The 20167-nt window shown below is 66.3% G+C and carries 17 protein-coding genes and 2 pseudogenes; 4 read left to right on the forward strand and 15 right to left on the reverse strand.

Annotated features, from left to right (window positions below; translation table 11 throughout):
- Nucleotides 1-13: 13 nt before the first annotated feature.
- From M9902_RS01785 to M9902_RS01795, 3 genes are read right to left on the reverse strand one after another with little or no spacing between them, the layout of a single operon-like run.
- Nucleotides 14-2140: an EAL domain-containing protein gene (locus tag M9902_RS01785; protein WP_297220763.1), complete on the reverse strand. Its 2127-nt coding sequence runs from the start codon at nt 2138-2140 to the stop codon at nt 14-16.
- Nucleotides 2137-3072, reverse strand: a complete 936-nt coding sequence (locus tag M9902_RS01790; protein ID WP_297173409.1) for a phosphate/phosphite/phosphonate ABC transporter substrate-binding protein — start codon at nt 3070-3072, stop codon at nt 2137-2139. Before M9902_RS01790 ends, M9902_RS01785 begins: the two co-directional genes overlap by 4 nt.
- Nucleotides 3073-3109: 37 nt before the next feature.
- Nucleotides 3110-3928 (reverse strand): RNA methyltransferase, encoded by an 819-nt coding sequence (locus tag M9902_RS01795; protein WP_297220764.1) that lies wholly within the window; start codon nt 3926-3928, stop codon nt 3110-3112.
- Between the two features lie 92 nt (nt 3929-4020).
- On the opposite strand from M9902_RS01795, the gene M9902_RS01800 reads away from it, so the two are divergent.
- A complete protein-coding gene (locus tag M9902_RS01800) occupies nt 4021-4887 on the forward strand; it encodes an inositol monophosphatase family protein (protein ID WP_297220768.1) in 867 nt (288 codons plus the stop codon).
- A 287-nt stretch (nt 4888-5174) separates the two neighbouring features.
- On the opposite strand, the gene secF is transcribed toward M9902_RS01800, so the two are convergent.
- From secF to M9902_RS01835, 7 genes are all read right to left on the reverse strand, one after another.
- Complete coding sequence (gene secF, locus M9902_RS01805) at nt 5175-6137, reverse strand: protein translocase subunit SecF (RefSeq protein ID WP_297173074.1); 963 nt, start codon at nt 6135-6137, stop codon at nt 5175-5177.
- Nucleotides 6138-6150: 13 nt separating this feature from the next.
- Nucleotides 6151-8019 carry a protein translocase subunit SecD gene (gene secD, locus M9902_RS01810; RefSeq protein WP_297173071.1) on the reverse strand — a complete coding sequence of 623 codons (1869 nt, stop codon included), beginning with the start codon at nt 8017-8019 and terminating at the stop codon, nt 6151-6153.
- 61 nt (nt 8020-8080) lie between these two features.
- Nucleotides 8081-8422, reverse strand: coding sequence for a preprotein translocase subunit YajC (yajC, locus tag M9902_RS01815; RefSeq protein WP_297173068.1), 342 nt, complete (start codon nt 8420-8422; stop codon nt 8081-8083).
- A 144-nt stretch (nt 8423-8566) separates the two neighbouring features.
- Nucleotides 8567-9691: a tRNA guanosine(34) transglycosylase Tgt gene (gene tgt, locus M9902_RS01820; protein WP_297220772.1), complete on the reverse strand. Its 1125-nt coding sequence runs from the start codon at nt 9689-9691 to the stop codon at nt 8567-8569.
- 231 nt (nt 9692-9922) lie between these two features.
- On the reverse strand, nt 9923-10963 hold the full coding sequence (gene queA / locus M9902_RS01825) for a tRNA preQ1(34) S-adenosylmethionine ribosyltransferase-isomerase QueA (protein ID WP_297220774.1): 1041 nt from the start codon (nt 10961-10963) through the stop codon (nt 9923-9925).
- Between the two features lie 87 nt (nt 10964-11050).
- Complete coding sequence (locus M9902_RS01830; RefSeq protein WP_297220776.1) at nt 11051-11404, reverse strand: PDZ domain-containing protein; 354 nt, start codon at nt 11402-11404, stop codon at nt 11051-11053.
- A 6-nt stretch (nt 11405-11410) separates the two neighbouring features.
- Complete coding sequence (locus M9902_RS01835) at nt 11411-11842, reverse strand: Lrp/AsnC family transcriptional regulator (protein WP_297220778.1); 432 nt, start codon at nt 11840-11842, stop codon at nt 11411-11413.
- 134 nt (nt 11843-11976) lie between these two features.
- On the opposite strand from M9902_RS01835, the gene M9902_RS01840 reads away from it, so the two are divergent.
- Together M9902_RS01840 and upp are read left to right on the forward strand one after the other, a co-directional pair.
- Nucleotides 11977-13470 (forward strand): aminotransferase class III-fold pyridoxal phosphate-dependent enzyme, encoded by a 1494-nt coding sequence (locus tag M9902_RS01840; RefSeq protein WP_297220780.1) that lies wholly within the window; start codon nt 11977-11979, stop codon nt 13468-13470.
- Between the two features lie 73 nt (nt 13471-13543).
- Nucleotides 13544-14176 (forward strand): uracil phosphoribosyltransferase, encoded by a 633-nt coding sequence (upp, locus tag M9902_RS01845; RefSeq protein WP_297220782.1) that lies wholly within the window; start codon nt 13544-13546, stop codon nt 14174-14176.
- Between the two features lie 117 nt (nt 14177-14293).
- Here upp and M9902_RS01850 read toward each other — a convergent pair whose 3' ends face one another.
- The 5 genes and pseudogenes from M9902_RS01850 to rsmD all read right to left on the reverse strand — a co-directional run bounded on the left by M9902_RS01850 (nt 14294) and on the right by rsmD (nt 19025).
- Nucleotides 14294-15181 (reverse strand): MBL fold metallo-hydrolase, encoded by an 888-nt coding sequence (locus M9902_RS01850; RefSeq protein ID WP_297220784.1) that lies wholly within the window; start codon nt 15179-15181, stop codon nt 14294-14296.
- A 366-nt stretch (nt 15182-15547) separates the two neighbouring features.
- Nucleotides 15548-17194, reverse strand: a pseudogene (ggt, locus tag M9902_RS01855) (gamma-glutamyltransferase); the annotation flags it as partial.
- 163 nt (nt 17195-17357) lie between these two features.
- Nucleotides 17358-17846 carry a hypothetical protein gene (locus M9902_RS01860; protein ID WP_297220786.1) on the reverse strand — a complete coding sequence of 163 codons (489 nt, stop codon included), beginning with the start codon at nt 17844-17846 and terminating at the stop codon, nt 17358-17360.
- 58 nt (nt 17847-17904) lie between these two features.
- Nucleotides 17905-18405, reverse strand: coding sequence for a pantetheine-phosphate adenylyltransferase (gene coaD, locus M9902_RS01865; protein ID WP_297173038.1), 501 nt, complete (start codon nt 18403-18405; stop codon nt 17905-17907).
- 8 nt (nt 18406-18413) lie between these two features.
- Nucleotides 18414-19025, reverse strand: a complete 612-nt coding sequence (gene rsmD, locus M9902_RS01870) for a 16S rRNA (guanine(966)-N(2))-methyltransferase RsmD (RefSeq protein ID WP_297221005.1) — start codon at nt 19023-19025, stop codon at nt 18414-18416.
- A 253-nt stretch (nt 19026-19278) separates the two neighbouring features.
- Between rsmD and ftsY the strand changes: the two are divergent.
- A pseudogene (gene ftsY / locus M9902_RS01875) lies at nt 19279-20127 on the forward strand (signal recognition particle-docking protein FtsY); the annotation flags it as partial.
- Nucleotides 20128-20167: the final 40 nt, after the last annotated feature.

Raw genomic sequence — 20167 nt, forward strand, 5'->3', positions numbered from 1 at the left:
GTGAACCCGGCGATCAACCGAGCAGGCGGGTGAAGTCGGCCGCAGCCAGCGGCTCGCTCAGCCAGAAGCCTTGCACGTAATCCCCCTGGCGCTCGCGCAGCAGGTCGTACTGGCCGCGCTGCTCGACACCCTCGGCCACCACGATGATCCCCAGCGAATGCGCCATCGCCATGGTGGCGCTGGTCAGGGCCAGATCGCCCGCGTCATCGAGCAGATCGACGATGAAGCTGCGGTCGATCTTCAACCCGTCCACCTGCACCCGGCGCAGGTGGTTGAGGCTGGAATACCCGGTGCCGAAATCATCCAGCCAGACCCGCACCCCGAGATTGCGCAGCCGCGACAGCAGGTCAGCGGCGTGGGCAACATCTCGGATCACCGCGGTTTCCGTCACTTCCAGATGCAGCCGATCGGCAGGCAATTGGCTGAGTTGCAGGGCTTCGACCACCTGCGCGAACAGGCCCACGTTGCGCAGCTGGCGCCCGGACACATTGACCGACACGAACGGTCGAGACCCGTCCGCCAGCCGCGGCCAGTCCGCGGCCTCGGTGCAGGCCGTGCGCAGGACGCGCTCGCCGATCTCGTCGATCAGGCCACTTTGCTCCGCCACCGGCACGAACACGTCGGGCGAAATCGCCCCCTCCACGGGATGCGCCCAGCGCAGCAGCGCCTCGGCGCCCATCAGCGCGCGGTCGTGGGTGCGGTAGATCGGCTGATACACCACCGACAGCTCGCCACGGTCCCACGCACCGCGCAGATCCTGCTCCAGCCGCAGGCGTCGCATCGCATCCTCGTCCACCGACCGACTGTAGAAGCGATAGCAGTTCTTGCCGGCAAACTTGGCCTGGTACATCGCGATGTCGCCGCACTTCATCAGCTGCGATGCGTTGACCGCATCGTCGGGGAAGATCGCCACCCCCACCGAAGTCCCCAGCACCAGCCGCCGTCCATGCAACAGCAGCGGTGACGCGAGGTTCTGCACCAGCGCCTCGGCCAGGCGGGTTGCAATCTCATCCATCGCCTCACCGGGAGTCGGCTCAAGCAGGATCACGAATTCATCGCCGCCGAGGCGGGCGACCAGCGCACCGACCGCGCCGATCGTGTTCACGGCCTGCTCGATGCGGGACGCGGTCTGCACCAGCACGTCGTCGCCGGCTTCATGACCGAGGGTGTCATTGATGCTCTTGAAATCATCGAGATCACAGAACAACAGCGCGAGCTGCCCGCCCGTCCCGTGCAGCTCGCGCAGGCGCTGGTCAAGCGCGGTTCGAAACGCCAGCCGATTGGCCAGGCCGGTCAGTGCGTCACTGTAGGCAGCGCGGCGCATGTCGCGGTCGTGGCGCGCCACGCTGTCGCGCATGTGCCCGAAAGCACGGGTCAAATCGCCCAGTTCATCATCGCGGCGGGTCGCGGGGATCGGCGCGGTGAAATTGCCCTGTTCGATCTCGCGGGCAGCATCGGCCAGGGCCTGGATCGGACCGACCAGCATGCGCTGCAGGGCCACCGCCCCGAGGATGCAGACCACGCCGAGGCCCGCGCACATCGCCAGCAGCCACAGCAGGCTGATCCTGTTGACGCTGGACAGGCGTTCGCGAAGTCCGAGCAGGGTTTGCTCTTCGGACTGTGCGGCGGCATCCATCGAATAGCCGATGCGAACGCCCCCAAGCCGCTCATCGCCGACGAATATCGGACTGGAAACGTCCAGCATCGCGCCCGTTTGTTGCACGAGCATGGCCTTGGCGGCAACGACCTTGCCGGCCAGCGCGTCCCGCATCGGCCGGCCATAGGCGGGAATGTCACCCGAACCATCGTGCAGGATGCGGCCTTCGGGATCGTAGACCAGCACGTAGGCAACCCCGGGGGACCGCAGGGCATCGCGGGCCTGGTCGCCCACGTCCTCGAGATCGAAGTAGTACAGCGGATTGGTCAGCGCATCGGCGAGCTGCCGCACCTGCGCCTGGCCGCTGTCCCGCAGCTGCTGGAGCAGCAGCGCATGGGTGCTCTGGCGCGCGATCTCGACGGTCTCGCGCTCGTCGTGGGTCTGTCGAAACCACAGCGCCAGCGTCAGTATCAGCATCAGCAGCAGCAGCCCTGCCACCGCGCTGCCGAAGCGCCATTGCAGGCTCGAACGGCGCGGATTCACTCGACCTCCCGGCGCAGCCGCTGCACGCCGCGCGCCAACCGCCGCAGCGCGGCCCGGTCCGTCTCGTCGATCGGCACGAAGCGGGTCGTTCCCATGAATTTTCGCAACGCCACGGCCGCCGCGGGATCGTTGGCGGCCTCCAGCAGAAGCTCGCGCAGGCGTGCTTCCACGCGCGGATCCATGCCGCTGCGCGCCAGCATCAACGCCCGCGGCACGTCTTCACTGCGGCCGATGATCCGCAGGTCCGGCAGGTAGGCCCGGGGCACGCGGTGTGGATCGATCCAATCGAGGTTGCTGAGCACGCCGGCATCGACCAGCCGCTTGTGCACCCAGGTCGTGATGTTGAGTTCGGTGCGCGCGTACAGATAGCCCACCCGATCCCGGGCCGGTTTGTCGGTCGGGGACAGCAGGGGTTCCAGTGATTCGCCCTCGGCGAGCAGGTGGCTCGCCGGCAGGTAGTAGGCGCTGGTCGAATACGGGCTCTGGAAGGCCACGCTGTGCCCGCGCAGGTCGGACAGTGACTCGATCGGGCTGTCCTGGCGCACGAAGAACAGGCTGTGATAGCGCAGCACCCCGTCCCGTTCGCTGATCAAGAAGGTGTGGGCAACGCCGCGGTCTTCCAGCACCGAGGCGTTGCCGGCGGTTTCGTTGATCAGATCCACCCGACCGCGCCGCAGGTAGCTCGACATCTGCTGCAGATCGCGCGCCATCAGGATCCGGCCGCTGCGGATCCCGACCTCGCGCAGACGCGGCACGAGGTAGTCAAGCAGCGGCTTGAGCTCTTCGAAGTGCGCCTTCGGGTTGTCGCTGATCCGCCCCAGGACCAGTACGCCGGCATCGGGATCTTCGGGCACGCTCTGGGCAGCGGCGACGGGAACAAAGGCGACGAGCAGGCAAAGCAGGCAAACGAACGTCCGCAGAACTCGACCCATGGCAGATGTTCGGCCTCCTTCGGGCAACCCCGCAAGCCTACAAGATTTCGTCCCGCATCGTGCGATCGCCGGCCAGCCGCGCCATCCGCTCGGAATCGGCGAGGATGCCGTGCAGCAGGCGGACTTCGGCGGCGTCGAGGTTGGCGCGCAGGTACAACCGGCGCAGCTTGCGCATGGCCGAGTCCGGCGCGCGACCCTTGTGGAAATCGATCGCGTCCAGGGTAGTGGCGAGGTGTTCGAACAGGCCTTCGAGCTGGGCATGGGTCGCCGCATCGGCGCTTGGCGGGGGCGTGCGCAGCGCAGCGCCGCTTCCGCCCGCCTCGCCTCCGCTGTCGTGACTGGCAGCATCGAGCAGCGCGCAGCGCAGTTCATAACTCAGCACCTGCACCGCCGCCGCGAGATTGAGCGAGCTGAAGTCGGGATCGGAAGGGATGTGCACGGCACCGTTGCACAGCGCCATTTCCTCGTTGTCGAGGCCGCTGCGCTCGCGCCCGAACACCAGCGCCACCGGCCCGCTGGCCGCCGCGACCACCGCGCGGGCGGCGGCGGCGCGCGGATGCATCGGTTCCAGCTGGATGCGCCGGCTGCGGGCGGTGCAGCCCAGCACCCAGCGGCAGTCGGCCACCGCCTCGGCCAGGGTGGCGAACACCGGCGCTGCCGCGATCAGGTCGTCGGCGCCCGCAGCCATCGCCTGGGCATCACGGTCGGGGGCCTTTTCCGGCGCCACCAGCACCAGCTGGCGCAGGCCCATGGTCTTCATCGCCCGCGCCGCCGAACCAATATTGCCGGGGTGTTGGGTGCCGACCAGCACGATCCGGAGGTGGTGCGCGAGCGGCGCCTGCGATGATGCTTCCATGCGCCAATGGTAAACTTTCCGCCCCGGACCCGAGCCGGGCCTGCTCTTTTCCGCCACCGTCCCGTTCGCCTTCGCCTCCGAGGCCCGTTGTCATGCAAAAACCGATCGTCAGCGTCATGGTCAAGGCGGCACGCGCAGGCAGCGGTGTGTTGTTGCGCGGGATGAACAAGCTCGATGCGATCAACGTGATCGAGAAAGACCGTCTCGACTACGCCAGCGAACTCGACCAGCAGGCCGAGCAAGCGATCATCCGCGAGCTCAAGCGCGCCCACCCCGATGCGTCGTTCCTCGGCGAGGAAGGTGGCACCCAAGGCCGTGGCGGCAGCCTGTTCGTGATCGATCCTCTGGACGGCACCAGCAATTACCTGCGCGGGTTTCCCCACTGGTGCATTTCAATTGCGCTGGTCGAAGGCGGGGTGGCGCAGCACGGGGTGGTGTTCGATCCGCTGCGCAATGAATTGTTCCTCGCCAGCCGCGGCGCGGGCGCGATGTTGAACGACCGCCGCATCCGCGTCAACGAGCGCAAGGACCTGACCGGCGCAGTGCTCGCGACGGGCTTTCCCCCCCGCGACCGCGCCCAGGCGGCGGCGCGGCTCGACTGCGTGCGCCGGCTGCTGGCCGACGCCGAGGACATCCGCCGGACCGGCTCGGCCGCGCTGGATCTGGCCTATGTGGCCAGCGGCCGACTCGACGGTTATTTCGAAGCCGGCCTCAGAATCTGGGACATCGCCGCCGGCCAGCTGCTGGTGCGCGAAGCCGGCGGCCGTCTCTGCGACTTCCGCGGTGCGCAGCCGGGCCGGATTGATCCGGCAGCCGGCGGCGGCAGCCACGAGGTCATGGCAGGCAGCATCAAGCTGGTGGATGCGCTGCTGAAATCCGTGATTCGGGATTCGGGATTCGGGATTCGGGATTCGGGATTCGGGATTCGGGATTCGGGATTCGGGATTCGGGATTCGTGATTCGTGATTCGTGATTCGTGATTCGTGATTCGTGATTCGTGATTCGGGATTCGGGATTCGGGATTCGGGATTCGGGATTCGGGATTGGACAGCCATTCGGCTGTCAGTAGCGGCGGGATTGGACAGCCATTACGGCTGTCAGAAGCGGCAGGATTGGACAGCCATTCGGCTGTCAGAAGCGGCGGGGTTCGGGAAAGCGGCGGGACTTTTGCGTGGTCGGCGACGCCTGACCTTCCCGCATTGCGGCGGGAAGGGAGGATTGCTGCTTGCGACCGGCGACGCGCCGCTTACGGCCGGCGCGCCAGCTCGGCGTGGTCCTTGGCCTTGGGCATCAGGTCCTGCTTGGTCACCTTCAGGCCGCCGATGGTCAGCAGGGCGCAGGAGATGTAGATCGAAGACAGGGTGCCGATGACGATGCCGATCATCTGCGATTCAGCCATCCCGCGCAGTGAGTCCCCGCCGAAGATGTACAGGGCAAGCGCGGTCAGGAACGCCACGAACGAGGTGATCACGGTACGCGACAGGGTCTGGTTGACCGACTTGTTCAGGATCTCGGTCGGCTCCGAGCGCAGCGAACGGAAGTTCTCGCGCACGCGGTCGAATACCACGATGGTGTCGTTGATCGAGAAGCCCATCACCGACAGGATGCCGGCCAGCACGTTGAGGTCGAACTCGTGGCCGCTGACCGCAAACCAGCCGGCGCAGACGATGACGTCATGCATGGTGCCGATGGTTGCCGCGACCGCGAACTTCTTCTCGAACCGCATCGAGATGTACAGCAGGAACCCGACGATGACGAAGATCACCGCGTACATGCCGTTCAGCGCCAGGTCCTTGCCGACCTCGGCGCTGATCACCGAGCTGCTGCGCTTGGTCGCGGGGTTGCCGGCCAGCGACGCCGCCCTGGCGACCGCATCACCGATGCTGGCCGCCTTGTCGCTGGTGCCTTCCTTCTTGTCGTCGGTCTGCAGGCGCACCAGCAGGTCGTGGTCGCTGCCGAAGCTCTGCACTTCGGCGCCGTGGAAACCGGCCGCCTCGAGCTGTTCACGCACCCGGTCGACGTTCGGTGCCTGCGCATAGCGCAGCTCGACGCCGATACCGCCGGTGAAATCCAGCGAGAAGTTGAAGCCGCGGGTGCCCATCGCCACCAGCGAGACCAGCATCAGCAGGGCCGCCACCGACAGCGACACCCAGCGCATCCGCATGAAATCGATGTTGCTGTCGTACGGGAACACATTGAAATGTTTCATGGCCTGTGCTCCTTCAGATCGAAACCGACTTCGGCTTGCGCTTGCCGCCGTAGATCGCGGTGGCGATGCCGCGCGAGACCGAGACCGCGGTGTAGGCCGAGGTGATGATGCCGAGCATGGTGGTCATGCCGAACCCCTTCAGCGGGCCGCTGCCGAAGGCGAACATCGCCAGTCCGGCCAGGAACGCCGTGACGTTGGCATCGAGAATGGTCCCTGAGGCGCGGTCGTAGCCTTCGGCAATGGCTTTCTGCGGCGGCAGCCCGATCCGCAATTCCTCGCGTATTCGTTCGTTGATCAGCACGTTGGCGTCCACCGACATGCCCACCGTCAGCGCGATGCCGGCAAGGCCGGGCAGGCTCATGGTCGCCCCGATCATCGACATCAAGGCAAACACCATGACCAGGTTGATCAACAGCGCCAGGCAGGTGACCAGGCCGAACACCCGGTAATAGACGAGGAAGAACCCGAGCGCGAACAGGAAGGAGTAGGTCACCGCCTTGAGGCCGCGATCGACGTTCTCCCTGCCCAGGCTCGGGCCGATGGTCCGTTCATCGACGAAGTCCATCGGCGCCGCCAGCGCGCCGGCGCGCAGCAGCAGCGCCAGGTCGGCCGCATCCTTCATGCTGTCCAGGCCGGTGGTCTGGAACTCCTTGCCCAGCGTGCCCTGGATGGTGGCCACCGAGATCACCTGCTCGCGGGTGCGGGTACTGCGCACTTCGCGACCATCGACCATCTTCACTTCGGGGATGCGCTCGATGTAGACCACCGCCATCAGCTTGCCGACGTGGGCGCTGGAATAGTCGAACATGCGCTGGCCGCCGGCCGCGTTCAGGCGCACCCGCACCGCGGGAGTGCCCGACTGCGAATCGAAGAACGAGGACGCGGTCTGGAGCTGTTCGCCGGAGGCGATCACGCGCTTGTTGAGCAGGACCGGGGTCGGCTTGCCGTCCGGGCCCAGCTCCTTGCGGTAGTAGATGCGCGCCTCCGGCGGAATGTTGCCGGTATCGCGGGCCTCGATCGCATTGCCCTCGACCACGCCGCGGTACTCCAGCGTGGCAGTCGCACCGAGGATGCGCTTGGCTTGCGCGGTGTCCTGCACGCCCGGCAGCTGGATCGCGATGCGGTCGGCGCCCTGGCGCTGGATGATCGGCTCGGCGACGCCCAATTCGTTGATGCGGTTGCTCAGGGTGCCGATGTTCTGCTGCACGGCATCGGCAAGGGCCTTGTCCAGTTCGGTTTGCGGAATCTGCACCCGAATGGTGTCGCCCTCGGCACTGATCTGGTAGGTCGGCATGCTGGTGGCGATCAGGCGCTCTGCCGCATTCGGATCCTGGCCGGCGCTCAATTTGGCGATGACCGTGTTGTTGGCCGCCGGCTCCACCGAGATGTAGCGGATGCGGTTGTCACGCAGCACGCCGCGGATGTCCTCGGCGGCCGATTCGAACAACTTCCGCATGGCCGCATGGCGGTCGACCTGCATCAGGAAGTACACGCCACCCTGCAAGTCCAGACCAAGCAGCATGGGCTTGGCGCCAAGAGCCGCCATCCAGTCCGGCACCGTCGAAGCCAGGTTCAATGCCACCACATAGTCGCTGCCGGCGAGCTCGCGCAGCGCTCCGGCCGCGCGCGACTGATCGTCCGCCGATGCCAGGCGCACCAGCAGATTGCCGTCCTTCTGGACTTCGATCTCCTTGGGTGTGAGGTTCGCCGTCTTCAGCGCCGCCGCGACGCGGGTCTGGAAGGCGGCATCGATGCGCGCCCCGCGGTTGGCGGTGATCTGCACCGAAGGGTCCTGCGGATACATGTTCGGCACCGCGTAAAACGCGCTGAGAATCAGGACAATCGCGGCAATGAAGTATTTCAGGCGGCTGTAGACGAGCATCGGCAAACCTCAGTTGGCGGCAGACGCCAAACCTTCGAACATCAGTGGATCGTTGGGCGGATCAGGCGGATTTCAGGGTGCCCTTGGGCAGGACGTTGGAGATTGCGCCCTTCTGGACCCGCAGCTGCACACCGTCGGCGACTTCCACCGTGATGAAGCTCTCGCTGATCGCCGCCACGGTGCCGGCGATGCCGCCGCTGGTGATGACCTCATCGCCCTTGTGCAGTTTTTCGAGCATCTGCCGGTGCTCTTTCTGCCGCTTCATCTGCGGCCGGATCATGATGAAGTACATGATCGCGATCAGCGCGAGGAAGAACAGCGAAGAGGACAGCATGCTGTCGGGCTGGCCGGAACCGGCGGACTGGGCGTGGGCGACCGGGATCAGGAAATCAAGAGGATTCATGGGGTGTCCGGGAAGATCAACAAAGGGCCGGAAACGGCCAGCCGCGCATTATGCCATGTCGGGCCGCTCCCTTCTCCCGCACGCTTGCAGAAGCTGCCCGAAGAACCTGCCCCCGCGAAGGCGGGGGCGGATGAGGGGGCAGCCTCAGGCGCGCCGGGCCGCGTGGAAAGACTCGCGGAATGCCGCAAAAGTTCCCGCTTCGATCGCATCCCGCATCTGCGCCATCAAGCGCTGGTAGTAGCGCAGGTTGTGCAGGGTGCCCAGCATCGGCGCCAGCATTTCGTTGCAGCGGTCGAGGTGGCGCAGGTAGCTGCGGCTGAAGCCGCCCGCGCAGGCCACGCAGTCGCAGCCCTCCTCGATCGGCCGCAGGTCGTGTTCGTACTGCGCATTACGCACCCGGATCACGCCGGTACTGGTGAAAAAATGACCATTGCGGGCATTGCGGGTGGGCATCACGCAGTCGAACATGTCGACCCCGCGCGCCACCGCCTCGACCAGATCTTCGGGGCGGCCCACGCCCATCAGGTAGCGCGGCCGGCCTTCGGGCAGCTGCGGGCAGGTGTGGTCGAGCATGGCATTGCGCTCGTCCTCGGTCTCGCCGACCGCGAGCCCGCCGATCGCATAACCATCGAATCCGATCTGCTTCAGCCCGTCCGCCGATCGCGTGCGCAGGTCGCGATGGACGCCGCCCTGGACGATGCCGAACAGCGCTGCGTCATTGCCCTCGTGGGCATTTCTGGAGCGCTCGGCCCAGCGCAGCGACAGTTGCATGGATTGGTCGATCAGGCGCTTGTCGGCCGGCTGGCCATCGATATTCACCGGCGGGCACTCGTCGAAAATCATCACGATGTCGCTGCCCAGCACCTTCTGGATGTGCATCGATTCCTCGGGCCCCAGGAACACCTGGCGGCCATCGGTGGGCGCGGCGAAGGTGACTCCGGCCTCGGTGATCTTGCGCCGGTGCGCCAGCGAGAACACCTGGAAGCCGCCGGAATCGGTCAGGATCGGCCCGTCCCAGCGGGCGAAGCCGTGCAGGCCGCCGTGCGCTTCGATCACCTCCAACCCGGGACGCAAATAGAGGTGGAAGGTATTGGCGAGAATGATCTGCGCGCCGAGGTCGCGCACCTGCTGCGGCAGCACGCCCTTGACCGAGCCATAGGTCCCCACCGGCATGAACGCCGGGGTTTCGATGACGCCGCGCGGAAAGCTGATGCTACCGCGGCGAGCGCTGCCGTCGGTGTTCAGCAGATCAAAGGACATGCGGCTCATGCGAGGCCTCCAGAAAGTCGGAAGCATGGCCCGCGGGCGGCCGGGGCTTCGTAAAGCGCGCCATGGATGGCGCGAGGCGGCGCATCGAACACGGACGTTCGCATGCGCCGGGGAGAAGCCCCGGCCGCCCGGAGGTCATGCTGAGGCGGACGCCGGGATCCATTTTGGCCCTGCCTATTCTCTGGAAGCGGAAATGGATTCCGGCCTTCGCCGGAATGACGAATGAAAAACTCATGCAGCCTGCTCCGCCGGCCACAACAACATCGCATCGCCATAGCTGAAGAACCGATAGCGCTCGCGCACGGCGTGGCCGTAGGCGCTGAAGATCCGCGACTTGCCGGCGAAGGCCGACACCAGCATCAGCAAGGTGCTTTCGGGAAGGTGGAAATTGGTCATCAGGCCGTCGATGGCGCGGAAACGGTAGCCGGGATAGATGAAGATCCGGGTATCGCCGGTGAACGGTTGCAAGCGCCCATCGCCACAGGCACTTTCCAGCGCCCGCACCACGGTAGTGCCCACCGCGATCACCCGGCCACCGGCAGCGCGGGTGCGCATCACCTGTCCGACCAGCGCTTCGCTGACGTGGATCCATTCGCTGTGCATGTGGTGGCGCTCGACATCATCCACCCGCACCGGCTGGAAGGTCCCGGCACCGACGTGCAATGTCACATAGGCGAATGCGATGCCACGTTCCTGCAGCGCATCGAGCAAGGCCGGATCGAAGTGCAGGCCGGCGGTGGGCGCCGCCACCGCGCCGGTTTCGCGTGCGAACACGGTCTGGTAGCGCTCGGCATCGGCCGCGTCCGGCGCACGCGTGATGTAGGGCGGCAGCGGCATCTGGCCGACCCGCTGCAGCCACGTCTCCAGCGACGCATCGACGTGGAAGCGCAGCGTCCAGAAACCGTCTTCCGCACGCGCCAGCACCTCGGCCTCACCGCCTGCATCCAGCGCGATCCGGCTGCCGATCTGCGGCGGTTTGCTCACGCCCAACTGCACCAGCGCCTGCGCATCCGGGCGCAGCCGTTCGATCATGATCTCGACCCGACCGCCGCTGGCCTTGTGTCCGAACAGCCGCGCCGGAATCACCCGGGTGTCGTTGAACACCAGCAGATCTCCGGCGCGCAGCAGCGTCGGGAGGTCGCGGACATGGCGATCCTCGAACTTCCCCGCACCCGGCGGAACCACCAGCAGGCGGCTGGCCGAACGCTGCGCCAGCGGCGCCTGGGCGATCAAATCGGGCGGCAGGCCGTAGTGGAAATCGGAGGTCTTCAAGCGTTGCGGACTTCTGGAAACGAGCGCGTCATTGTAAGAGGCACACAGCGCGCCGCCGAAGGACTACCACCACCTCTCGGCGAGGCGCTACCCGGCGACCATGCTGACGGAGAGCCGCTTGCCGCCACGCAGCACCGTCATGCGGACGCTGTCGCCGGTCCGGATGGCCGCCATGGCCTTGAACAGCTTTCTTCCCGACTGCCCGGTCACGGTCATTCCGTTCAACGACTCGATGATGTCGCCAGACATCAGGCCCGCCCGCATCGCAGGGGAGTCTTTCTCGACGCCGTTGATGACCAGGCGATCCATCCTGGCGTCGAAAGTGGTGCGCTGGGCCGTGAACGCCACCGTCAAGCCGAGACGACCTTGCCCGGCCGATGCGGATATCGAAATGACGAACAGCGTCAGAATCAACAGGCATTTTTTCCAGAAGTCGGACATGGCGGGCTACCGCTCGAACTTGGTCGACAGGATGATCGAGGTATTGGTGCGCTCGACCCCGTCGATCGCGCCGATGCGGTCGGTCAGCACGTCCATTTCGCCGACGCTGGCGGTGGTCGCCAGCGCAATCAGGTCGTGGCCGCCGCTGATCGAATACAGCACGCGCACTTCGTGCATGCCGCGCAGGGCCTTCACCGCCATCGCCATCTGGCGCGGACGCAGGGTGATCAGGATGTGGGCGCGGATGCGGCTTTGCTCGAGCTCTTCATCGATCCGCACCGTGTAGCCGCGAATCACGCCCTGATGTTCGAGCCGGGCGATGCGATTTTGCACCGTGGTGCGCGACAGCCCGAGCTTGCGCGCGATGTCGGCGGTTGAGGCGCGCGCGTTCTCGCGCAGCACGGCCAGCAGCAGTTCGTCGGCGGCGGAAATCGGCATATCGGCGAAGCATACCGGCACATCGCCCGAATTGCCCGTCGAAGCGGTCGAATCCGACCTGTTTTTCGACCGGGAACTGTTGATAATAATGGGTTGAACAGTGGATTTGCGGCACCAGCCGGAAAGGAGAACCCATGAGCCTGATCGACACCCTCGCCCCCCTGCGCGCGCACGGCAAGGCGCGCACCACCGGCCTCGACGACGCCACCGTGCTCGAGTTCGCGGCACGCGATCCGCAGCTGGGCGCAGCCATCGCCGCCGCCGCGGACGAATACGCGCACGTACGCGCCGAATTCCCGGAATTGCTGGAGATGGACGAAGCCGCGCAGGCGCACGAAGTCCAGTCCGGCTTCGTCAATTTCTACGCCGAAGATGCCGCCAACCCCTACGTGGCCTTGACCGCGCGCGGCCCGTGGCTGGTGACGCTCAAGGGCGCGGTGCTGTATGACACCGGCGGCTACGGCATGCTCGGCTTCGGCCACACGCCGGAGGCAGTGGCCGCCGCAATGGCCAAGCCGCAGGCGATGGCCAACATCATGACCCCGAACGTCTCGCAGCTGCGCTTTGCCCGCGCGATGAAGCGCGAGATCGGCCAGACCCGGGGCGGCTGCCCGTACGTCTCCTTCATGTGCCTGAACTCGGGTTCGGAATCGGTGTCGCTGGCTTCGCGCATCGTTGACGCCAATGCCAAGACGATGACCGATCCGGGCGCGCGCCACGCCGGCAAGACCATCAAACGGCTGGTCGTGAAGGGCGCCTTCCACGGCCGCACCGAAGCGCCGGCGCTGTACTCGGATTCCAGCCGCAAGACCTACGTCCAGTATCTGGCCAGCTTCCGCGGCGAGGATTCGGTGCTGACCGTGGCCCCCTATGACATGGACGCCCTGCGCAAGGTGTTCGCCGACGCCGAAGCCAACGGCTGGTTCATCCAGGCGATGTACCTGGAACCGGTGATGGGCGAAGGCGATCCGGGCCGCAGCGTGCCGGTGGCGTACTACAACCTCGCCCGCGAGCTGACCGCCGCACACGGCAGCCTGCTGCTGGTGGATTCGATCCAGGCCGGCCTGCGCGCCACCGGCTACCTGTCGATCGTCGATTACCCCGGCTTCGAGGGCGTCACCCCGCCGGACATGGAAACCTATTCCAAGGCGCTCAACGCCGGCCAGTACCCGCTGTCGGTGCTCGCCGTCACCGAACGCGCCGCCGCCATGTACAAGCGTGGCCTGTACGGCAACACCATGACCGCCAACCCGCGTGCGCTGGACGTGGCCTGCGCCGTGCTCGGCCAGATCACCCCGGCCCTGCGCGCCAACATCCAGCAACGTGGCCGCGAAGCCATCGCCCTGCTGGAAGCGCTGAAAGCCGAACTCGACGGCCAGATCACCAAGGTGCAGGGCACCGGTCTGCTGTTCTCCTGCGAACTGACCAAGCAGTTCAAGGGCTATGGCGCCGGCTCCACCGAGGAATGGATGCGCGAGCGCGGCATCGGCGTGATCCACGGTGGCGAGAATTCGCTGCGCTTCACCCCGCGCTTCAACGTCAGCTCCGAAGAGCTGAAGCTGGTGGTGGCGCTGGTCAAGCGCGCCATCCTCGAAGGTCCGCGCGTGGAGCAGGCCGAAGCCGCCTGAACCTGACAGCAGGAACTACCACCAACGAGGCGGCCACTGGCCGCCTCGTTCATTTCTCGGCTAGTCTGCACGCATGAAAACCGTCGTCGTCGACCATCCGCTGGTCCGCCACAAGCTCGGCAAGCTGCGCGATATCGCGACCGACCCGGTGCACTTCCGCCTGCTTGCCGGTGAAATCGCGGTGCTGCTGGCACTTGAAGCCACCCGCGACCTGCCAACCGAGCTGGTCGAGGTGCAGACATGGGCCGGCCCCCTGCAGGTCGAACGCGTGCGCAGCGAGGCGCTGACCCTGGTGCCGATCCTGCGCGCCGGGCTGGGGTTCCTGCCCGGCGTGCAATCCCTGCTGCCGGCCGCGCCGGTCAGCGTGATCGGGCTGCGCCGCGATGAGACCACGCATCGCCCGGAAGGCTATTACCAGCGTCTGGCAGACCACATGGAGCGGCGCACCGCCTTGCTGATCGACCCGATGCTGGCCACCGGCGGCAGCGCAGCGGCGGCGATCCAACTGCTCAAGGGCGCCGGCTGCACGCGGATCAAATGCCTGTTCCTGGTCGCCGCGCCGGAAGGCCTGCAAGCGCTGGAGGCAGCGCACCCGGACATCGAGGTCTACGTGGCGGCGATCGACGAGCGCCTGGACGAAAACGCCTACATCCGCCCCGGCCTGGGCGACGCCGGCGATCGCTTGTTCGGAACGCCGGTGGATTGAGCAGTCACCGCGTGAGGGCTCTCTTCCGCAAGCACCCTCACCCGCCCTTCGGGCACCTTCTCCCGCAAGCGGGGGAGTGCGGTGCATGGCCCCAAAGGTTTCCCCCGCGCCCGGCTCTCAGCCCAACGCCATCGCCCGCAGCTCCGCCTGCGCGTTGACCGCGCTGAACCGCCCTTTCTCGTCCTTGGCCACCCGCGCCAGCGCATGCCCGGCGTCGTGGGTGAAAAACAGCCCGACCTCGCGCGCCAGCATGTCTTCGAGGAAGGCGGTTTTCTCGTCGATCAACTCCTCGGCACAACGGTCGTAGCCCATCGTGATCGGCACGTGCACCCACGGGATGCCGGGAATCAGGTCGGCGCAGAACACCACGCCGCCGTGGGCAGCGCCATCCACGAGTCGCGGTCCCAATACTTCCGCCAGCAGCAGCCCCGGCGTGTGGCCGTCGCTGTGGTGGAAGCGCACCGATTGCCCCAGCGCCTTGCAGAAATCGCCCTCCACCAGTTCCAGCCGTCCACTGGCTTCCAGCAGGCCCGGCACTTCCGGGATGAAGCTGGCGCGGTCGCGCGGATGCGGACGGCGCGCACGCTGCCAGTGTTTTGCGCCGACCACGAAGGTGGCATTGGGAAACAGCAACCGCAGCGGCTGGCCATCTTCCCACGCCGCCAGCAGCCCGCCGACGTGGTCGAAATGCAGATGCGAGAGCACCACCACATCGATGTCCTCGTGGCCGAAGCCGGCCTTGGCCAACGACTCCAGCAGCGCGTGATGGTCTTCGACCACGCCGTAGCGTTCGCGCAGCTGCGGCGGGAAAAACGCGCCAATGCCGGTATCGAACAGCACGGTCTTGCCGTTGATGGGCGATGCCAGCAGCGCCCGACAGGCCAGATCGATGCGGTTGCGTTCGTCCACCCGCACCCACCGCTCCCACAGCGCACGCGGCGCATTGCCGAACATCGCGCCGCCGTCGAGCTTCTGGGTATTGCCTTCGATCGACCAGAGTTTCATGGCCGAAGTGTACGCCGGCCGGTGAAACCCTCGTTGACAACCAATATGTGCCGACAGCAGCAATAAACCCATAGGGCCGCCTGCCTGCGTGATCGGTTCGAGCGGGCCAGGGATGGCCCGCGGCCGCGAATCGAAGCCGGACGCGAAGCTTGAGAGGCGAAGCGATCATGCAGGCAGGCGGCCGGCGCTGACGCCAGCGCAAATCCGTCAGTCACTCAGGGAGAGCGTCCTGCCGCCGTCGTTGCGTGGGATCGGACGGACAGCGGGGCAAGTGCAGGCACAGGCGCAGGCTGCGGGTGCCCCACTCGGGTTCGCCGCTCACGCAGGCAGACGGCCGGCGCTGACGCCAGTGCAAACAAACGCCCCTCAGGGCGAAACCACTACCTCAGCCTTGCCCACCGGATTGCGCGGATCGCTGCCACCCAGCAGGACATTGCGGACGCGATCCCATTCCACCGTCTGCATGTTCCCCCAGACATGGCTGGAACCGCGCCCGCCGGCGGCTTCATCCGGCGGCAGGTCCAGGGTGTGGCCCATCGCCCGCAATGCCGTCGCCGCGGCCGGGGAAATCGCACCGGGTTCGGCATCGATCACGTCCGGCAACCATTGGTGGTGATAGCGCGGCAGCGCGGCGACCTGCTGCGCATCGAGGCCAGCGTCATAACCGAGGATACCGAGCAAGACCATGGTGATGATCCGGCTGCCGCCCGGCGTACCCAGCACCACCACCTTGTCCGGGGATTCCATGAAGGTCGGCGTCATCGAACTGAGCATGCGCTTGCCGGGCTTGGGCGCGTTGGCCGCATAGCCCATCACCCCGAAGGCATTCGGCGTGCCCGGCTTGAGCGCGAAATCGTCCATCTCGTCGTTGAGCAGCACACCGGTACCGGACGCCACCAGCCCGGAGCCGTACAGCAGGTTCACCGTCTGGGTGGCACCGACGCGATTGCCTTCGGCATCGATGATCGAAAAATGCGTGGTTTCCTCATCCTCCAGCGGCGTCGGCTGGCCGGACAGCAGATTGCTCGGCGTGGCCTTGTCCGGATTGATCGAAGCGCGCAGCCCGGCGGCGTAGGCGGGGCTGGTCAGCAGCGCCTGCGGCACCTGCACGAAATCCGGATCGCCGAGGTAGAACGTGCGGTCGCGGTAGGCGCGGCGCATCGACTCCACCACCAGATGCACCCGCTGTGCCTCCGGCATTGTCTTCAGATCGTAGGGTTCGAGGATCTGCAACATCTGCGCCAGCGCGATCCCGCCCGAGGACACCGGCGGCGCCGTCACGATGTTCCAGTCATGAAAACGGAAACGGATCGGCTCGCGTTCCTTCACCGAATAACCGGCAAGTTCAGCAGATGTCCACTGCCCACCTTCCGCATTGACCGCCGCGACAAGTTGACGCGCCACCCGGCCGCGATAGAACCCGTCGAAGCCCTGCTCCGCCAGCAATTCCAGCGTCGCCGCCAGGTCTGGTTGACGGAAGATGTCACCCTCGGCGATCGGTTTGCCATTCGGCGAGAACAGTGCCCGCGTGCCCGGATAGCGATCCATGACCGCGCGCCGCTGCTGGTAGCCGCGCGCCATCCGCGCATACACCGGGAACCCTTCGCGGGCGAGCTTGATCGCCGGTGCCAGCGACTGCTTCAGCGGCAGACGGCCATAACGCTGGGCAACGTGGACCAGGAGCGCTGGCAAACCGGGAATCCCCGCCGACCACGGGCCGTTTTCGGCGCGATCGGGATCCAGGTTGCCGGCACGATCGAGGAAGCGCTCGGGCGTGGCCGCTGCCGGTGACGTCTCGCGGCCATCGATGAACACGTCGCGACCGCTCTTTGCATCATGCAGCAGCCAGAAACCGCCGCCGCCCAGGCCCGAGCTGATCGGCTCGACCACCGACAGCACCGCCGACACCGCCACCGCCGCGTCGAAAGCGTTGCCGCCTTCGCGGATGATCTGCGCACCGGCATCGGTGGCGGCCGCGTGGGCACTGGCAATCACCGCACCCGGCGGGTGCGCGGGTTCCGTCCGCGCCGGACCAGTCACTTGCGCAGCCACCGCAAGCAACGGCAGCAGCAAACCGAGCGCCGCCACCGCCAGCCGCAGCCCGAGCCGGGAACCGCGGCCAGTCAAGGTTCGCGCCTGCGTCAGCACGCCGCTCCGACGAAATCCGCCGCAGCCGTCACTTGGCTTCAATGAAAATGTAGTTGACGCCGGCCGCGCTCACCGCTGCCTTGGCCCGGTCGTTGAGCTCAGGGGTGCCGATGAACACCACCTTGACGCCTTTCATCGTTCCCTGCGGCACCTCCGGAAAGGCCGCTTCCATCATCTCGACTTCCTTGTCCGGTGCCGGTGAAGCAAACACCAGCATGTTGCCTTCGATGATGCCGCGGCTCAGGTCTTCCTTGAGCTTGCCGAGCTGCCGTTCATACAGACCGGCAAAATCCTCGGTGGTCGCCGCCGGCAGGAAGTAAACGAACGGGCTGCCGCTGATGCCGTCCATGTGGGGCGTCAGCTTGTAATTCAGATAGGCGATCCAGTCGGCCTGTTTGTCGCTACCGGGCAAGGCAACCGGCGTCGGTTCCTGGGCTTGCGGGGCTTCATGCTTCTTGCAGGCCGCAAACGGCAGCATGAGACAGGCGATGATGAGCAGGCGAGTCAACATGTTCATGATGTTCCCTCTGTCTTGGGTACTGGCTGGCAGGTTGGCGGAGTGAAAGCGACGGTGGTCATGCCTGATCCTCCCGTCGCCGCGCTTCGAGCGCCGCGGAAACCGCGGCGGGTACAAAGCCGGATACGTCGCCGCCCAGTCGCGAAATTTCCCGCACCAGCGACGACGAAATGAAACCGTATTGCTCGGCCGGGGTCAGGAACAGCGTCTCGACCTCCGGAATCAGGTGGCGATTCATGCTCGCCATCTGGAACTCGTATTCGAAATCCGACACCGCACGCAGCCCGCGCAGCAGGATGCCACCGCCAACCTCGCGCATGAAATGCGCCAACAGCGAATCGAACCCGCGCACCTCGACGTGGGCATGGTGCGCAAGCGCCTGCCGCGCCAGCCCGATCCGCAGCTCCATGGGCAGGGCCGGCCCTTTGCCGGGACTGGCGGCGACGCCGACGATCAACCGCTCGAACAGCGGCGCCGCCCGATTCACGAGATCGATATGCCCGTTGGTGATCGGGTCGAAAGTTCCGGGATAAACCGCAATGCGGGTTGCCGCTGTCATGGTGCCGGTCAGTCCTCTCGATTCGGCATTGCCCCGAGTTTACCCCGCCTGAACAACGCATAGCGAACTTCGCGGGTGCGTTTTTCGCGATGCAGTGCCCATTCCTGACCAGGGTCAGGCGATTGCCCGGCCGGACTTTCAATATATAACCAGGCTGTGGAAGCCAGCTTCGTCGTCAATTCGGGCAGGATCTGCGCCCAAAGTGCGGCTTCAAACGGCGGATCGACAAAGGCGACATCGAACCCCGGGCCCTGCCACTGCGCCAGAAACCGGCGTGCATCCTCCCGGTGGACAGCCACCTGCTCCGTCGCTTCCAGCCTGTTCACCACCGTTTCCAGCGCCTGCGCCAAGTCGGGATCCAATTCAACCAGATCCACCCGCGCCGCGCCGCGGGAGGCCGCCTCCAGCCCCAGCGCCCCGCTGCCGGCAAACAGGTCGAGCACGCGCGCGTCTTTCAACTCGAATTGCAGCCAGTTGAACAGGGTTTCCCGAACCCGATCGGATGTCGGCCGCAGGCCGGGGCTGTCGGCCACCGCCAGCCGCGTCCCGCGCCAGCGGCCGCCGATGATCCGGACCGTGCCAGGGCCTGCATGCGCGGATTTGGAGTGACGTTTGTTCATCCAGTGTGGGATCTGTCGAATGCTAGGATGACGGCCATTTTCGGACATTCCGGGATTCATGGTCAGCTGGTTCCGCCGCAAGCCCTCCGAGCCACCCGCGCCAGCCGCCGAGGGCAGCCAACGGCACGCCGCGATGGTGACCGACTCCACGGCCGCCCCTCCGCACGAGATCGCGCCCGCCGCCGCCGGCAAACTCGGCTGGATGCAGCGGATCGGCAAGCTGCTCAATACCGACGTGGCCGAGCTGCTGGGCCGCAACCCCATCCTCGACGATGATCTGCTCGACGAGATCGAGACCGCGCTGATCACCGCCGACGTCGGGGTCACCGCCAGTACCGAAGTGGTCGAGGCGCTGCGCAAGCGGATGCAGGCGCGCGAATTCGCCGATGCGCGGGCGCTGCTGGCGGCCCTGCGCGCCGCACTGGTGGCCTTGCTGGTTCCGGTGGCGAGGCCGCTGGCCATCGACACCAGTCGCAAACCGTTCGTGATCCTCACCATCGGCGTCAACGGCGTCGGCAAGACCACCACCATTGGCAAGCTGGCGCGGCGCTTCAAGGACGAAGGCCACAGTCTGATGCTGGCCGCCGGAGACACCTTCCGCGCCGCGGCGGTCGCGCAGCTGCAAGCCTGGGGTGAACGCAACGACGTTGCCGTGGTGGCGCAGGGTCAGAACGCGGATGCCGCCTCGGTCGCCTTCGATGCCCTGCAGGCTGCCAGATCGCGTGGCACCGAGGTACTGATCGCCGATACCGCCGGCCGCCTGCACACCCAGGGCGGGCTGATGGACGAACTTGCCAAGGTCGCCCGCGTGCTGAAGAAGCTCGATCCGGACGCGCCGCACGAGGTGTTGATGGTGATCGACGGCACCACCGGCCAGAACGCGATCAACCAGCTGCGCAAGTTCAACGAAAAGATCCCGGTGACGGGATTGGTGGTGACAAAGCTCGACGGCACCGCCAAGGGTGGCGTGGTGTTTGCGCTGGCGCGCGAGTTCGGCATCCCGATCCGCTTCGCCGGCATTGGCGAGCGCCCGGAAGACTTGCGGGTATTCGATGCCAACGCTTTCGTTGACGCCATGCTGCCGGAGTCACTGGGCGGGTGAACGCCACGGCGGCGCCAAAGCCCGTCCGCCGGCGCTGGCT

Origin of the sequence: Thermomonas sp., from assembly GCF_023953935.1 — a bacterium.
Classification (GTDB): Bacteria; Pseudomonadota; Gammaproteobacteria; order Xanthomonadales; family Xanthomonadaceae; genus Thermomonas.

Coding starts and splice junctions, on each gene's coding strand:
- M9902_RS01790 (WP_297173409.1), bottom strand. CDS start 3,072: ATGGGTCGAGTTCTGCGGACGTTCGTTTGCCTGCTTTGCCTGCTCGTC.
- M9902_RS01795 (WP_297220764.1), bottom strand. CDS start 3,928: ATGGAAGCATCATCGCAGGCGCCGCTCGCGCACCACCTCCGGATCGTG.
- M9902_RS01800 (WP_297220768.1), top strand. CDS start 4,021: ATGCAAAAACCGATCGTCAGCGTCATGGTCAAGGCGGCACGCGCAGGC.
- secF (WP_297173074.1), bottom strand. CDS start 6,137: ATGAAACATTTCAATGTGTTCCCGTACGACAGCAACATCGATTTCATG.
- secD (WP_297173071.1), bottom strand. CDS start 8,019: ATGCTCGTCTACAGCCGCCTGAAATACTTCATTGCCGCGATTGTCCTG.
- yajC (WP_297173068.1), bottom strand. CDS start 8,422: ATGAATCCTCTTGATTTCCTGATCCCGGTCGCCCACGCCCAGTCCGCC.
- tgt (WP_297220772.1), bottom strand. CDS start 9,691: ATGAGCCGCATGTCCTTTGATCTGCTGAACACCGACGGCAGCGCTCGC.
- M9902_RS01830 (WP_297220776.1), bottom strand. CDS start 11,404: ATGTCCGACTTCTGGAAAAAATGCCTGTTGATTCTGACGCTGTTCGTC.
- M9902_RS01835 (WP_297220778.1), bottom strand. CDS start 11,842: ATGCCGATTTCCGCCGCCGACGAACTGCTGCTGGCCGTGCTGCGCGAG.
- M9902_RS01840 (WP_297220780.1), top strand. CDS start 11,977: ATGAGCCTGATCGACACCCTCGCCCCCCTGCGCGCGCACGGCAAGGCG.
- upp (WP_297220782.1), top strand. CDS start 13,544: ATGAAAACCGTCGTCGTCGACCATCCGCTGGTCCGCCACAAGCTCGGC.
- M9902_RS01850 (WP_297220784.1), bottom strand. CDS start 15,181: ATGAAACTCTGGTCGATCGAAGGCAATACCCAGAAGCTCGACGGCGGC.
- M9902_RS01860 (WP_297220786.1), bottom strand. CDS start 17,846: ATGAACATGTTGACTCGCCTGCTCATCATCGCCTGTCTCATGCTGCCG.
- coaD (WP_297173038.1), bottom strand. CDS start 18,405: ATGACAGCGGCAACCCGCATTGCGGTTTATCCCGGAACTTTCGACCCG.
- rsmD (WP_297221005.1), bottom strand. CDS start 19,025: ATGAACAAACGTCACTCCAAATCCGCGCATGCAGGCCCTGGCACGGTC.